Source organism: Streptomyces sp. TN58, from assembly GCF_001941845.1.
Lineage (GTDB): Bacteria > Actinomycetota > Actinomycetes > Streptomycetales > Streptomycetaceae > Streptomyces.
On the sequence record NZ_CP018870.1, the window covers coordinates 3,554,102 to 3,568,725 of the forward strand.

Here is a 14,624-nt window from a genome sequence, read left to right on the forward strand (position 1 = left end):
CCGGGACTGGGGCGACGGACGACAGATGGCACGGGACTACGACAGCCAGCTTCTGGAGTCGGTGGCGGTACGCCGCCGCAGGATGAGGGACGCCCTGCTCTTCGGCGCCCAGCGGGCGCGGCGCACGGCGGACGAGCGGCTCGGCAAGCTGTTCGCCGGCATCGCCATCGCGGCCGTCCTGTGCGCGGGTTGCGTCGGCTGGTCCTTCGTCCAGCACACCCTCGCGAAGCAGAAGGCCGAGCAGCAGAAGCAGCAACAACAGCAGCAGGGCCGGCCGCAGCCGTACGGGCAGCCGGCGGCATCGCAGCCGCCGACCGCCGGGGCGAGCCCGTCCGCTTCGAAGTCCCCGAAACCGCCAAAGAAGACGTCACAGCCGACGCCCTCGCACTCGGCCCAGTCGCCCAAGCCTGCGCAGTCGTAGAGGAAGAAGCATCAGGCGTGCAGATCCGGGAGAGTTCACGCTCCGGCAGCAGCGCCAGGTCCCCCTTGGCCCCGAAAGGTCGCAAACCCGCGATGATAGGTTCCCGCAAGTGGTGAGCACAGCAACGACTTCCCGGGGGCAACTCAGCCGGGTGACCCTGATCGGCGAGCGGCGCCGCGCCGACATGGTCCTGCCGTCCGACACCCCCATCGGCCAACTGCTGCCGGACATACTCCAGCTGCTCGACGACCGGGCCGCGTCCAGGCCGCTGACCCGCCAGCTGATCGCGCCGGACGGCTCCGCGCTGCCGCACGACAGCACGCTCGCGACGGCCGGCATAGCCGACGGTGCCGTCCTACGCCTGGTCAGAAGCCATTCCGCGCCGCCCGCCCCGGTGGTCCACGACGTCACCGACCTGGTCTCGGACGACCTCGACCTCCAGGCCTGGCGCTGGCGTCCCGCCGCCCGGCGGGGCAGCGCGGGCGTGGCGACCGTCGCCTTCACGGTCACCGCGGCGCTGCTCGCCCGCCACGAGTTCACCCTCGGGGCACTGGCCGGCGGCCTGGCCGCCGTCACACTCCTGCTGATGGCGGCCGGCGCCCTCGTCTCGCGGATCGGCGGGGGCAACCGGGGCCTCGCGACGGCGCTCCTGCTCGCCTCCGGCGGCCTCGGCGTCCTCACCGCGTGGACCGCCGCCGACGCCCACGACTGGCCGGGCACCGCTCGGCTCGCCGCCGTCGCCGGGGCGCTCGTCCTGACGCTGGCGCTGCTCGGGTACTTCTCGCCGCTCGGCCGCGGCGGACTCTTCGGAGCCGCGGCCACCGCCGTGATCACCGCCCTGTGGCAGGCCGTGGCCGCGGTCCAGGACGACCCGGCCCGGCTCGGCGCGGTCATGGCCCTGGTCTCCGTGGTGCTGCTCGGCCTGCTGCCGCGGCTCGCCCTGATGGCCTCCGGGCTCACGGCCCTCGACGACCGCCGCTCCGGCGGCGCCTCCGTCAGCCGCCACGAGGTGGGCAACGCCCTCGCGGCCACGCACCGCGGGCTGGCCCTCGCCACGATCGTCACCGCGGTCTCCGCGGCGGCCGCCGGCTGGCTGCTGACGCTCGCCGAGAAGCCCTCAGTGTGGACGGTCGCACTGCCGTCGCTCGTCGCCGTCGTCCTGCTGTCGAGGGCGCGCGCGTTCCCGTTGGTGGCCGAGGTGGTGGCGCTGATCGCCGCCGCGGCGCTGCTCGTCGTACGCCTGGTGTTGCTGTGGACCGGGCACGGCGGGGGCGCAGGCCCGCTCGCCGTGCTGGTCGTGGCCGCGCTGCTGCCGCTGCTCGTCCTCGCGGTGCAGCCGCCGGACCACGTGCAGGTCCGGCTGCGGCGCACGGCCGACCTCGTCGAGTCGGTGGGCATGGTGGGGCTCTTCCCGCTCGCCGTCGGGGTGTTCGGCGTGTACGGGCAGCTGCTCAACAAGTTCTGAGGAAGAGGGGCAGGGGCAGACATGCCGAACGCAGAGAACTGGCAGGGAGACGTCCTGCGCGACCTCAGGGGCGCGGCGCAGCCTCCGGCCCAAAGCCAGCCGGGACCGCAGCAGCCCGCCGCGGGTGCCGCCGCACAGGCCCCCGCCCCAAGCGCCGCGGCCCCCGCGCCCGGGTATCGGCAGACGCCCGGCGCCGGGGCTCAGGGTGTCGGGGCGCAGCACACCGGCGCGCCGCAGCACACCGGCGCGCCGCGGCAGGCCCCGGCGGCCGGTCCCGGCGGGCCCGCTCCCGCTGCGGCTCCCGCCCAGGCCGCCGCGTACGGCTACCCGCAGCAGGCCCAGCCGTACCCGCAACCCCAGGTACAGCAGCAGCCCCCGCAGCCCCACCCGCAGCCCCAGCCGTCGCAGCCCCAGCCCCACCCGCAGGCCGCGTACGCCGCCGCGGGCCACGGGCAGGCGGCCCGTACCACCCCCGACTCCAAGCCCGCCGTGGACCGGCAGCTCTCGGGGACCGGCCGCAAGCCCCGGCACGGCGAGCCCTTCTCCGCCCGCGCCCTGCGCGCCGTCCGGAGAACCGTTTCCTCCTCGGCGGCCCGCGAGGTCGCCGAAGCCACCCGTGCCGCCGAGGTGCTCCAGCAGCCCGTCACCACCGGCCGCCAGATCGCCGTCACCTCCATCCGCGGCGGCGCCGGCAAGTCCACGGTCGCCGCCCTGCTCGGCACCACGTACGCCCACTACCGGCAGGACCCCGTCCTCTTCGTCGAGGCCGACCCGGCCCTCGGCTCCCTGCCGATCCGGCTCGGCGCCGAGAGCCTGCGCTGGACCACCGGCGACGTCGCCGACATCGTCGAGCCCCAGATGTCGCTGCTCGACATCACCGGCTACCTCGTCCAGCTCCGCGACAACGCCTGGCTGCTGCCCGGCAGCCAGGGCCAGATCGGCGCGATGCTCGACACCCGCGCCTACGAACGGGCCATGGTCGCGCTGCGCCGCTACTTCGGCGTCACCGTCGTCGACTGCGAAACCCTCCCCGCCGAGGTCGCCCGCGTCGCGCTCTCCGCCTCCCAGGCCCGCGTCCTGGCCACTCCCGCCACCCTGGACGGCGTCAGCAGCACCTTCGCCGTCCTCCAGTGGATGAAGGGCCTGCCCCCGCACATGCTGGCGAGCACCTGCGTCGTCATCACCGAGCAGGCACCGCACTCCGGGGTCGACCTCGCCGACGCGGTGCGCACCCTGGAGGCGGCCGGGCCGAGCGTCCACGTCCTGCCGTACGACCGCCACCTCGCCGACGGCGGCCACATCCGCACCGAACTGCTCGCCCACTCGACCCGGCAGACCGCCGCCCGGCTCGCCGCGGACGTCTTCCAGCTCTCCCAGAAGCGCCACTGACGATGAGTACCCGACTGATCCACCGCCCGGCACGGACCGTCAGGCCGCCGGCGCCCCCCGAGGCGCGCACCATCGAGGCCCCGCCCAACCTCCCCGAGGGGAAGGCGGGCAGCATCGCGATGTCGCTGCTGCCCGTCGCCGGCGTCATGTCGTCCGTCGTGATGATGACGGTCGTCCGCAACAGCCAGTTCGCCGCGCTCGGCGCGCTGATCCTCGTGGTCACCATCGTCGGCTCCGTAGCGCTCGTCTTCTCCCAGCGCGGCAAGGCCCAGCGCACCCGCCGCACCCAGCGCGAGGCCTACCTCGCCTACCTGGAGGACCTGCGCGAGGAGCTCTCCGCCGAGGAACGCGACCGCGCCGAGCACGCCGACGTGCTCAACCCGCCGCCGCACGCCCTGTACGACATCGTCCGCGACCCCGCCCGGCTGTGGGAGCGCCGCCGCACCGACGGGGACTTCCTGCGCGTGCGCGTCGGCACCGGCGAGATGCCCGTACGCGACCTGCAGATCGGCCAGCAGGGCTCCTCCGTCCTCACCCCGCCCGACCGCTTCATGCTCAACGAGGCCTCGGCGCTCACCGCCCGCTTCCGCAACGGCACCGAACTCCCGCTCACCGTGCCGCTCGACCGCGTCGGCAACGTCAGCGTCATCGGCCCCCGCGAGGACTGCCTGCGCGTCGCCCGCGCCCTGCTCGTCCAGGCCGCCGCCATGCACGCCCCCGACGACGTGGCGATAGCACTGGCCGTGCCCGGCGACCGGCTCCCCGACTGGGAGTGGGCCAAGTGGATGCCGCACCTCCTGGACACCGAGCAGCTCGACGGCCCCGTCGCCGCCCGCCGCATCGCGCCCTCCCCGGACCAGCTCGCCCGGCAGATCGGCCCCGAGCTGCGCCGCCGGGCCTCCTACGCCGCCGAGGTGCGCCGCGGACTGTCCGGCAAGGACGCCCTGTCCATGACGTCCCGGCTGCTCGTCGTGACCGACGGACACGGCGAGGACGCGGTCGAACTGCCCCGCCCCGACGACGCGGTCGGCCTGCGCGAGATGGGCGTCACCGTCCTGCACCTGCTCGACCAGCGCATCCAGGAGCCCGGCCACGTCGGCGTACGCATCACCGTCGACGGCGACCGGGTCCTCATCGAGGACCTGCGCCAGGACGAACCCGTCAGCGCCCACGGCACCGTCGACGAGGTCGGCATCCCCTTCGCCGAGGGCCTGGCCCGGATGATCGCCCCACTGCGCCTGTCCGCCGAGTCCCTGATCGACGCCCCGCTGTCCGGGCCCGTCGACTTCGCCGACCTGCTCGGCATCGACGACGTCGCCCGCCTGGACCTGGCGAGCCTGTGGGCACCGCGCGGCGAACGCGCCTTCCTGCGCGTGCCCATCGGCGTCAGCGACTCCCGCGAGCCCGTGCTGCTGGACCTCAAGGAGTCCTCCGAGCTGGGCATGGGCCCGCACGGCCTGTGCGTCGGCGCGACCGGCTCCGGCAAGTCCGAGCTGCTGCGCACCCTCGTCCTCGCCCTGGTGGCCACGCACCCGCCGGAGGACCTCGCCCTGGTCCTCGTCGACTACAAGGGCGGCGCGACCTTCGCTCCGTTCGCCGACCTCCCGCACGTCGCCGGCGTCATCACCAACCTGGAGAACCAGGCCGGGCTCGTGGAACGCGTCCACGCCTCGCTGGCCGGCGAGGTCAAGCGCCGCCAGCAGGTCCTCAAGGACGCCGGCAACGTCGCCGACATCGGCGACTACGCCGCGCTGCGCGCCGACCGCCGGCCTGACCTGGACCCGCTCCCGCACCTGTTCGTCGTCATCGACGAGTTCGGCGAACTCCTCACCGCCAAGCCCGACTTCATCGACCTGTTCCTGTCCATCGGCCGCATCGGCCGATCCATCGGCGTCCACCTGCTGCTGTCCAGCCAGCGCATCGAGGGCGGCAAGCTCAAGGGCCTGGACACCTACCTCTCGTACCGGCTGGGCCTGCGCACCTTCTCCGCCGACGAGTCCCGCACCGTCCTGGACACCACCGACGCCTTCCACCTGCCCCCGCTGCCCGGCTTCGGCTACCTCAAGGTCGACACCAGCCACTACGAGCGCTTCAAGGCCAGCTACGTCTCCGGCGCCTACCGGGGCCCCGTGCAGCGCGCCGACGAGGAGGACAGCGGCCCGCTCGCCCTGGAGTACGGGGCCTTCAACTCCCCCTCCGAGGAGAGCACCGGCGGTCAGGAGCCCTCGGCGCGCCGGCGCGAGACCGGCCCCACCGAGATGGGCGTCATCGTCGAGCAGCTGCAGCACGCCGCCGCACCGGTGCGCCGCATCTGGCTGCCCCCGCTGCCCGACGCGATCGCCCTGGACTCCGTCGCCGGCCCCCTCGACGTGGGCGTACGCGGCATGCAGCTCTCCAAGCGCCGCGACCGGCTCGTCGTACCGCTCGGCCTGCTCGACGACCCGACGAAGCAGTGGCAGGGACGCTGGTACCTCGACCTCACCGTCGCGGGCGGCCACGCGGCCGTCATCGGCGGCCCGCAGTCCGGCAAGACCACCCTGCTGCGGACCCTCGTGCTCTCGCTCGCCCTGACCCACACCCCGCAGGAGGTCGGCGTCTACGGCCTCGACCTGGTCGGCGGCGGCCTTCAGGCCCTGTCCGGCCTGCCACACGTGGGCGGGATCGCGGGCCGCGCCGACCGCGAGCGCGCGGCCCGCACCGTCGAAGAGGTGCGCACCATGCTCGCCCTGCGCGAGGACCTCTTCCGCGAGCACGGCATCGACTCCGTCGAGCAGCTGCGCGCCCTGCACGCGGCCGGGCGGCTGCCGCAGCTCGCCTCCGCCGAGATCGTCCTCGTCATCGACGGGTTCGGCGCGCTGCGCGACGACTTCGAGGAGCTCGACGACGCCGTCGTCGACATCCTCAAGCGAGGCGGCGGCTACGGCATCCACGTCGTCGCGGGCATGCTCCGCTGGAACGACGTCCGCATCGCCGTCCAGTCGAACTTCGGCACCCGTGTCGAGCTGCGCCTGAACGACCCCAGCGAGTCCAGCATCGAGCGCAAGCTCGCCGAGACCCTGGCGCCCGACGAGCCGGGCCGCGTCCTGACCGACGGCAAGCTGTTCGCGCAGGTGGCGCTGCCCCGCACGGACGGCCTCACCGACACCGCGGAGCTGGGCTCCGTCCTGGAGCGCACGGCCCGTACGATCCGCGCCACCTGGAGCGGCGACGCCGCCCAGCCGGTCCGGGTCCTGCCGCACCTGCTGGAGCCGCATCTGCTGCCGGGCCCGGTCGCCGAGCCGAAGCGGGTGCCGATCGGGCTCGACCAGAGCGCGCTGGCGCCCGTACTCCTCGACCTCTTCCACCACGACCAGCACCTGCTGGTCATGGGCGACAGCGAATGCGGCAAGACGAACCTGCTGAAGACCGTCGCCGGCGGCCTCATCGAGCGCTACGGCGAAGACGAGCTGGTATTCGCGATCATGGACCCGCGGCGCAGCCTGCGCGGCGTCGTCCCGGAGGAGTTCAACGGCGGCTACGCCTACAACGCCAAGATGTGCGCCGGGCTGGCCGCGGGCATCGCCACCGAGCTGGAGCGGCGGATGCCCGACGACAGCGCCCCGCTGGAGGACCTGGAGCCGGGCAGCTGGGGCGGCGGGCCGCGGATCGTGGTCCTCGTCGACGACTACGACGTGCTGACCACCGCGGGACAGTCGCCGCTGGCCCCGTTCGTCCCCTACGTCCCGTCGGCGGCGGACATCGGCCTGCACTTCGTCCTGACCCGCCGCGTCGCGGGCGCCTCGCGCGGCATGTACGAGCCGCTGGTGCAGGGCCTGCGCGAGTCGGGTGCCTCGGCGATCGTCATGGCGGGCGACCGGGGCGAGGGCCAGCTCTTCCCGGGGGTGTACGCCTCCCAGCAGCCGGCCGGGCGCGGTGTCCTCGTCCGCAGGGGCCAGTCCAACCGGCTGATCCAGACCGTGTACGCACCCGAGTGAAGGACCGCAGGACCACATGACCAAGGACGTCGTAGCCCTGACCCAGCAGATGCCGGCCCCCTGGACGGTGCTGGCGGGCCTGCTCTCCGGAGGCCCCGACAAGCTGGTGGAGTCGGCCGGCGAGGGGGCGGTCATCCAGCTCTGCGACGAGCAGGGCCGGCCGCTCGTCTCGGTCGAGGCACCGCTGCTCGTACAGGTCGAAGGTGAGGCGGAGCGGCTGCTCGGCGCCACCCCGCCGCGCGTCCCGTACTGGTGGACCGAGGCCCGCGCCACCACCGGTGTACCGGAGGCCGAACGCCTCGCGGGCACCTTCGCGGCGCGGCTGGCCTCGCTCGCCTCCGGGAGCGCCTGGCCGCCGGAGGCGGCGCGGTCGGTTGCGGTGGTCGAGAGCGACGGCATCAGTGTGGCGCCGACTCCGGCCGCGGCCCAGCCCGCCGTCGACGTGCTGACCCGCAACGTCGCCGTGGTCATCATGGACCGCCCGGTCGTCGCGATGACGGCCTGGCTCTCGGACGCGTTCCGGGCCGCGGCGGCGGCCGAGCGGGGCCTGCAGATCGTCACCCCGCCCGGGACGGTGCTGTCCCCGGCGGTCCTGGCGAACATGCCGGACTGGCCCTCGCGGTGGGTCGTACAGGATCAGCGGGACGGCTACTACGACGGCCTGTCGGGCGCGGTGCTGCGCTGGCAGGAGGGCATGTTCGCGACGCTCGTGTCGCCGGACGCCACCGAGGACGACCCGCGGACGCCGGTCGCCGCCTCGTACCAGGAGGTCGCGGAGACGGGGCAGCGCCAGCTCGCCCTCACCTTCCGCACCATCCACCCGGCGGACGACCGGCTGGTGCTGGGCGGGGCCCTGGAGACGGTGTGGCGGGAGCTGACGGGCGCCCCGCCGGCCGGGTGGGGCACGGCCGAGCCCGCCAACCTGCCCTGGTCGCCCGGCCGGCTGACGGACGTGGCGTTCGCGCGGGCGCCCGAGCCGACGTGGTTCGTCGTCGTCGGCGGCCCGGAGCGGCCCGGCCTGGCCACGGTGCGGATCAGCCGTACGAAGGCGGGCGTCGAGGAGACCGTGACGATGGCGCTCGGCTACGGCGAGGGCGAGGAGCCGCCGCTGGACGCCCTCCCGCGGGTCGCGGAGGCGCTGGTCACCCGCCACCGGCTCCAGTCGATGCTCGTACAGCTCCGCAAAGCCCGGCGCGACCTGCTGGTACCGCCGCGGTTCGAGGGGCCGGGGGTGCCGCTGGCCTTCGTACTGGGTGCGGAGGAGGTGCGCGCCATGCCGGACGACCGGGCGCGGCGCACCCCGCTGGCGCAGGCGCCGGTGCGGCTGGGGCCCAAGTCCCGTCCGGGCTACTACTACCCGCTGCCGGGCGACCCGTCGGACCTGACGGGGTGGGCGGACTTCGAGCGGCTGACACGGCATCTGAAGGGCTCGTGAAGGCGCCTGGCGGTTTGTCATGGGTGAGTCACAACTGGCTCGTTGACCGTTGCAGGTGCGATGTATGTTGATAGAACTGGTCACACTGATGGCCGAATGGTGATCGTTCGAGAGTGCGGGGGAGTGTGGGATGAAGTTCGACATGGGGACTCAGGTTCTGACGAACCTGATGTCGGGGTCGCGTACGTCGAATACCGACCTGGGATCGCTGATCAAGCAGCTGGTCGCCGCGGCGCAGCCGCTGGAGGGCAAGTTCCAGGGGCAGGGCAAGGTGGCGTTCGACTCGTTCAAGCTGCGTGCGGACGGTATCGCGAAGGAGCTGAACGCCTCGCTGGCGGCGATCCTGGGCGGCCAGTCGGGTATGGAGCAGGCGTTCGGGTCGGGTGACCAGGAGCAGGGCGAGAACGCCCGCCAGACGCAGGGTTCGGCGAACTTCGACGCCGCCCGCTTCCGCGGCCGCTAGGCCGGCCGGGTTCCGCTTCTTCTTCTTTCTTCGGTTTCAACGGGGAGTGTGGTTGTCATGGGTACGGGTGGGACGGACCGTCGTGCGTACGACGTGGGCGCCTCGACGGAGGTGCAGGGCGGCATCAAGGCGGTGATCGGCCAGCTGGAGCAGGTGATCGCCGCACGTGAGGCGCAGGTGGCGGCGGCGATGTCGGACTTCGCGGCGGACGGTGTGGCGGACGACTACCACGCCAAGGAACTGCGCTGGAAGAACGCCTCGCAGGAGGTCAAGAACATCATCCGGCTGCTGAACACGACGCTGGAGAAGAACGACGCGACGGCGCGCCAGACGCTGCAGCGCGCGAAGGCCGCGGTCGACAACATCGGCTGAGCAGGATCGTTTCAGCAGGCCGGTAAGCCGGATAGCCGGTAGGGAAGTCGGGTTCACGGGGGTGGATCGTCCATGACGTCATGGGACATCAAGCCGCAGGGCGTGCAGAGCCAGTTGAAGACCGTCGGCGGGAACGCCGGCGAGTTGGAGAAGGCCCTGAACGCGCTGCTCACAGCCATGTCTGAGGCGGCCCAGGCCGCGGGGACGGCCGTCCCGGGCTCGCAGGCGGAGACGAAGCTGCAGGGCCCCGTGCCCGCCGGCAAACCGCCCCTGTCCCAGAAGGCGATGGGCCCCGTCGCGGCCGCGCTGGGCGAGTACCTGACGGCCCGCAAGCCGGAGTTCAAGTCGATGGCCGAGCGGATCGAGGCGTGCATCCTCGGCGCGGTCAAGGCCACGAACGAGTACCTGGAAGGCGACCTGGACCAGGCCAAGGCGGCCCAGGACGCGGCCAAGTCCGTCAACCTCGACATCCTGCGTGAGAAGCCCGGGGGCAAGAAGTGAGCGGGAACGCACCGGTCGACCCGGCCGAGGTGCCGGTCTTCACCGGCAACCTGGCGGTACTGGACGAGAAGGTGAAGGCCATCTCCTCGGGCGGGGCCGCGGTCTCGACGAAGGCCTCGGACGTCCACACGAGCTTCGGCGGCCTCCAGGCCTTCTACCAGGCGCCGGAGGCCGACCAGCTCTTCGCGACGTCCAAGCCCGTCTCCGACCTCGGGCTGAAGCTCAGCTCCGACATGTGCACCATCGCCGGCGCGCTGGGCACGTACTCCCGCGACGCCGCCCCCGTCGTCAAGAAGCTGGAGAAGCTGAAGGCGGAGGCGCAGGCGTTCCGCGAGAAGACGGACAAGGACGACAAGTGGCGTGAAGACGGCGACCTGATCGACGAGAACCTCGATCGCCGCAACGAGATCGCCGAGGTGTGGGCCGAGTTCCAGGAAGTGGAACGGGCCGCCTACGCCAAGATCGTCGCGCTGGTCGGCGGCAAGCCGCTGCGCGTGAACGACGGCTCCAACGCCAAGGACATGTACGGCTACGACGCCGAGGCGATGAAGCAGTCCAAGTCCCTGCCGTGGGGCGACGCGGTCGAGGAGTCCATCCCGGCGTGGCAGGTGTGGGAACACGCCTGGGAGTTCGGCAAGGGCGTCATCGTCGACGGCGTCTGGGGGACCCTCAAGGGCCTCGGCGGCCTCGTCGGGCTCCAGGGCTGGGACGTCTTCAAACAGTCCTGGACGGGTCTGGCCAAGCTGGGCACCGGCCTGGCGATCATGTCGATCCCGGGTGCAGGGGCGTTGTTCCTGTCCGCGCCGGACGACAAGCTGCCGTCGTGGCTGCGCGACTCGCGCACCGCGATGAAGGAGACCGGCAAGGCCCTGCTGGCCTGGGACCAGTGGGGCTCCAACCCGTCCCGCGCGGCGGGCGCGGTCACCTTCAATGTCGTCACCACGATCTTCACCGGCGGCGCGGGCGGCGCCGCCGCCGGAGCCGGCAAGGCGGGCGCGGTCGCCAAGACCCTCTCCTTCGCGGGCAAGGCCGGCCACGCCATCGACCCGATGACGTACATCTTCAAGGGCGCGGGCGCGGGCTTCTCGAAGATCGGCGACGTGATGGCCGGCCTGAAGGGCATGGGCAAGTTCGAGGTCCCGAGCATCGACGTGGACGGCGTGGTCGCCCTGCCGGACGGGGCCGTCCACCTCCCCGACGGCGCGATCCACCTCCCGGCGGGCACGGCCGTCCCGGACGGCGCGATCAAACTCTCCGACGGCACCATCAAACTCCCCGAGGGCACCACGGCCCTCCCGCCGGGCACGGTCAAGCTCCCGGTGGACGGCCCGCCGAGGTTCATGGACCTCGAAGGCAACATCTACAAGGCCGACGGCACCCTCGACCAGAGCGGTACGGCGGCCCGTCAGGAGCCGTCCCCGGATGCGGACGCGGGCGTGCCGCGCACCGAGGCCCCGAAGACGGACACCCCGTCCACCGCCAGGGTCCCGGAGCGCGAGCTGGTCGGCGTCGGCGCCCGCGGCGGCGACGACGCGATCCGCCTCGGCTCCGACATCTCCGACCCGGTCCACGCGATCGACAACACCCCGCGCGGCGTCGACGCCACCCCGGTCAGGGTCCCGGAGCACGAACTCGCGGGCGTCGGCGGCCGCGGCGGCGACCACACCCCGGGCGGGACGGCCCCGGACAACATGCCGCGCAACGAACTCAACCAGCCCGGCGGTCCCCGCCCGGACTCCCCGACCCCGACGGGCGCCACCCACGGGGACACCCCCGGCGGCACGGCCGGCCACGGCGACGGCCCGGGCACCGGAGCCACCCACGGCGACGGCCCGGGCGGCACGGGCGGCACCCACCCGGACCCCGCGGGCACGGGCGGCAGCCACACGCCGACCCCGCCTCCGGCTCCCCTCGACGACGCCACCCGTGCGGCCAACCGTGCGGAGTACGAAGCTGCGCGTGAAGTCCCGGCGAAGGACCGGAGCGCGGCGGAGATCGCGGCCATTGAGCGGGAACACGTGCGGCTGGCCAACGAGGATCCGGTCTGGCGCGCAGAGCACTACGACAAGTGGGGACCCGGCAAGCGCAACAATGCCGAGGAACTGGTGGATGGCCAGCTCCTGCCGAAGCTGCTCAAGCAGGACGGAAGGTGGGTGGCGGCGGATTCGATACCGCATGCCCACCCTGGCGGCTTCCACCTGACGCCCCTGGAGCGGGGCGCGGATACGGTTCCCCCCGCGCACCTGACGCACCTCAACGAGGTCGCGGCCAAACGCTTCGCCGGCATGGAACTGAACAAGTGGGAGAAGGCCTTCGACGAAAATCCGACCTTTGAGAACGCGCGGGAGCTGGCTTACGCGCAGGAGCACTACAACCAAACGGTCGGCAAGGGCGTCTCGAACAACACCAAGCTGGGCGAGGACCTCGGCGAGGAGGCAGCCCGTCGGCACATGCTCCTTCAGAAGGAGTTCGAAGGGTCCCACGAGATCCTCGACCTGCCGGACACTCCCAACGGCTCGAAGCGGTTCGATCAGCTCTGGCGTGACAAGGACGGCAATCTGGTCATTGTGGAGGCCAAGAGCCCCAACGGAGTTCTGGAATGGCGTCAGAGCAACGGCCGCCCCGACATAGTGAAGGTGAAGCAAGGAAGTATCGATTACATCAAGACGATTGTGGCGGATATGAAGGAGCGAGCCTTCACGTCTCCAGACGACGCCAGGTACGCCAAGGAGATCGAAGACGCCCTCGACAACAAGACCTTGCGCTATGTACTCGTCCAGGCCAATGAGAACGCCGGCCAGTATGCTGGTGCAGTGCTCAAGTACTTCAAGCTCTTCTAAGGAGTAATGCGTTGGTCGCGATCATCCCCCGTCATCCCTTTCCCACGGGGAACGCGGAAGCCGGCCTCGCCTTCCTGGAGGAGAGTGCGCAGGCGTGGCTCGGCCGCCTGGAAGGGCGGTCCACAGCCCTCGGTGAAGCGCTGAGCAGCACCTTCATCGTGGCCCAGGCGCGTTGCCTGATGGACCCGCGAGGTGCGATCTACCCCACTTGGGACGCGTGGGTCACTGCGATGCAGGTCGGCTCCGCCGTGTTCGCCGCAGCGACCACGACCGAGACCCACGTCCGCTGCCGCATCGCTCACGAGGACCGCACGCTCGAAGCCACCGGGCCGCAGCCCTACGTGACTCCGGCGTCCTGGCTCACCGCTTTTTACCTGGCAGCCGTGTGCCGTGAGCGGGACCGGATCACCGCGCTCTGCCGGGTACCGCTGTCGCTGTTGCGCGAGAACGGAGCCGTCTCCCAGGAATTCGAGTACGCCTGGATCGACGCCCTCCAGACCTACTGGCTCGGCGGTCCCGACCTGGGTCAGAAGCTGGTGGCGGCAATCGACGGAACGGACCCGGAGACCGCTTCGGACCCGGAAACGGTCGGGAAGCTGTTCTACCCGCCGATGGAGATGCTCCACCGCATCATCCGCGGTGACCACGCCGGCTTCACCCGTGCCCTCACGGCCGCCCTGCAGTGGCACCAGGAGTACTGGACCCAGGAGGGGCGATCGGAGCTGATCCCCGGCCTCGTCGCACTCGCGCCACTCGCCATGACCTGCTTCGCCCACGACGCCGGCATCCCGATCGAAGTCGAATCCGACTACGTGCCCGCCGTCCTTGTCACGCGCAACTGGTGCGGTGAGTTCCCCACGTAGGAAACGCGGATGACGGGGCCGGTGTCCGGCCAGGAGTGTCCGAAGGACGAGATGGCGGCGGTGGTTCCCTCCATGGAGGGGGCGCTGTCCTATTCGCTGGAGGCGATCGAGACCTCGCACAACTCCAGGTCGGGCGCGGTCATGAGGTCGCTGAACGTCGCCTTCGTACGCTGTGTCGGCGATCCTGGTGCCGTCATGCTGGAGACGTGGGAGTCCTGGCTGCTGGCCATGCAGGTGCACTCCGCCGTCTTCGCCGCCGTCGACCCCGACCGGGAGACGGTCACCTGCAAGATCCGGCAGGAGGAGCGCCACCTCGCGACCACCGGACCGCAGCCCTACCTCAACGCGAACACCTGGCTCAACGCCTTCTACCTTGCGATCATCTGCCGCGAAGCAGCCCGCCTCGACATGCTGGCGCGGATCCCGGTTTCCGTGCTGCGCGACTTCGGCGGCGCCCTGGACGAGTACACCTATGCCTGGGTGGAGACCCTCCAGAGCTTCTGGCTCCGCCGCGACGACGTGGGTGCGCACCTGGTGCGCGCCGTGGACCTGAGCGCTCCCGAGCAGGCCCGCGTCATCGACGCCGAGACGATGAGCAAGCTCCGCTACCCGCCGATCATGATGCTGTACCGCTACCTGCGCAACGACGCCGCCGGCTTCAACGAGGCCTTGGCCGATGCCGTCCGCTGGCACAAGGAGTACTGGACTGCCGACGAGGACCGCCGACAGAACATCCTGGGCATCGTCGCCCTTGCTCCTCTGGCGATCGCCTGCCTGGCCAAGGCCAACGGCATCCCGGTCGAGGTCGAGACCGACTACCTACCGCAGGCCCTCCTCGACTTCGCCTGGCGCGGCGAGTTCGACGCGTAGCCGCCGGTCGGGGCTTGAGTAGGGTGGGCGG

Annotated in this window: 11 protein-coding genes; all 11 read left to right on the forward strand. The window is 71.9% G+C overall.

Annotated features, from left to right (window positions below; translation table 11 throughout):
- Nucleotides 1-25 precede the first annotated feature (25 nt).
- The 11 genes from BSL84_RS37775 to BSL84_RS16160 all read left to right on the forward strand — a co-directional run bounded on the left by BSL84_RS37775 (nt 26) and on the right by BSL84_RS16160 (nt 14,593).
- Entirely contained in the window at nt 26-421 is a 396-nt protein-coding gene (locus BSL84_RS37775; protein ID WP_376499147.1) for a hypothetical protein, read from the forward strand.
- Between the two features lie 109 nt (nt 422-530).
- Nucleotides 531-1,886 carry a type VII secretion integral membrane protein EccD gene (gene eccD / locus BSL84_RS16115; protein ID WP_045320795.1) on the forward strand — a complete coding sequence of 452 codons (1,356 nt, stop codon included), beginning with the start codon at nt 531-533 and terminating at the stop codon, nt 1,884-1,886.
- Nucleotides 1,887-2,375: 489 nt separating this feature from the next.
- Entirely contained in the window at nt 2,376-3,275 is a 900-nt protein-coding gene (locus BSL84_RS16120) for a MinD/ParA family ATP-binding protein (protein WP_030029298.1), read from the forward strand.
- 2 nt (nt 3,276-3,277) lie between these two features.
- On the forward strand, nt 3,278-7,249 hold the full coding sequence (eccCa, locus tag BSL84_RS16125) for a type VII secretion protein EccCa (protein ID WP_075970594.1): 3,972 nt from the start codon (nt 3,278-3,280) through the stop codon (nt 7,247-7,249).
- A 16-nt stretch (nt 7,250-7,265) separates the two neighbouring features.
- On the forward strand, nt 7,266-8,684 hold the full coding sequence (locus tag BSL84_RS16130) for a DUF6177 family protein (protein ID WP_030029301.1): 1,419 nt from the start codon (nt 7,266-7,268) through the stop codon (nt 8,682-8,684).
- Nucleotides 8,685-8,814: 130 nt separating this feature from the next.
- Nucleotides 8,815-9,147, forward strand: a complete 333-nt coding sequence (locus BSL84_RS16135) for a hypothetical protein (RefSeq protein WP_030966572.1) — start codon at nt 8,815-8,817, stop codon at nt 9,145-9,147.
- Between the two features lie 57 nt (nt 9,148-9,204).
- Nucleotides 9,205-9,519 (forward strand): pore-forming ESAT-6 family protein, encoded by a 315-nt coding sequence (locus BSL84_RS16140; protein WP_075970595.1) that lies wholly within the window; start codon nt 9,205-9,207, stop codon nt 9,517-9,519.
- Between the two features lie 72 nt (nt 9,520-9,591).
- Nucleotides 9,592-10,020: a DUF6507 family protein gene (locus tag BSL84_RS16145; RefSeq protein ID WP_030036458.1), complete on the forward strand. Its 429-nt coding sequence runs from the start codon at nt 9,592-9,594 to the stop codon at nt 10,018-10,020.
- The gene (locus BSL84_RS16150) at nt 10,017-12,860 is read left to right on the forward strand and encodes a hypothetical protein (protein ID WP_075970596.1); all 2,844 of its coding nucleotides are present in this window, start codon (nt 10,017-10,019) and stop codon (nt 12,858-12,860) included. The genes BSL84_RS16145 and BSL84_RS16150 overlap by 4 nt, the downstream gene beginning before the upstream one ends.
- Before the next feature lie 11 nt (nt 12,861-12,871).
- On the forward strand, nt 12,872-13,723 hold the full coding sequence (locus BSL84_RS16155; protein WP_030031366.1) for an immunity 49 family protein: 852 nt from the start codon (nt 12,872-12,874) through the stop codon (nt 13,721-13,723).
- Between the two features lie 9 nt (nt 13,724-13,732).
- Complete coding sequence (locus BSL84_RS16160) at nt 13,733-14,593, forward strand: immunity 49 family protein (protein ID WP_199838727.1); 861 nt, start codon at nt 13,733-13,735, stop codon at nt 14,591-14,593.
- Nucleotides 14,594-14,624: the final 31 nt, after the last annotated feature.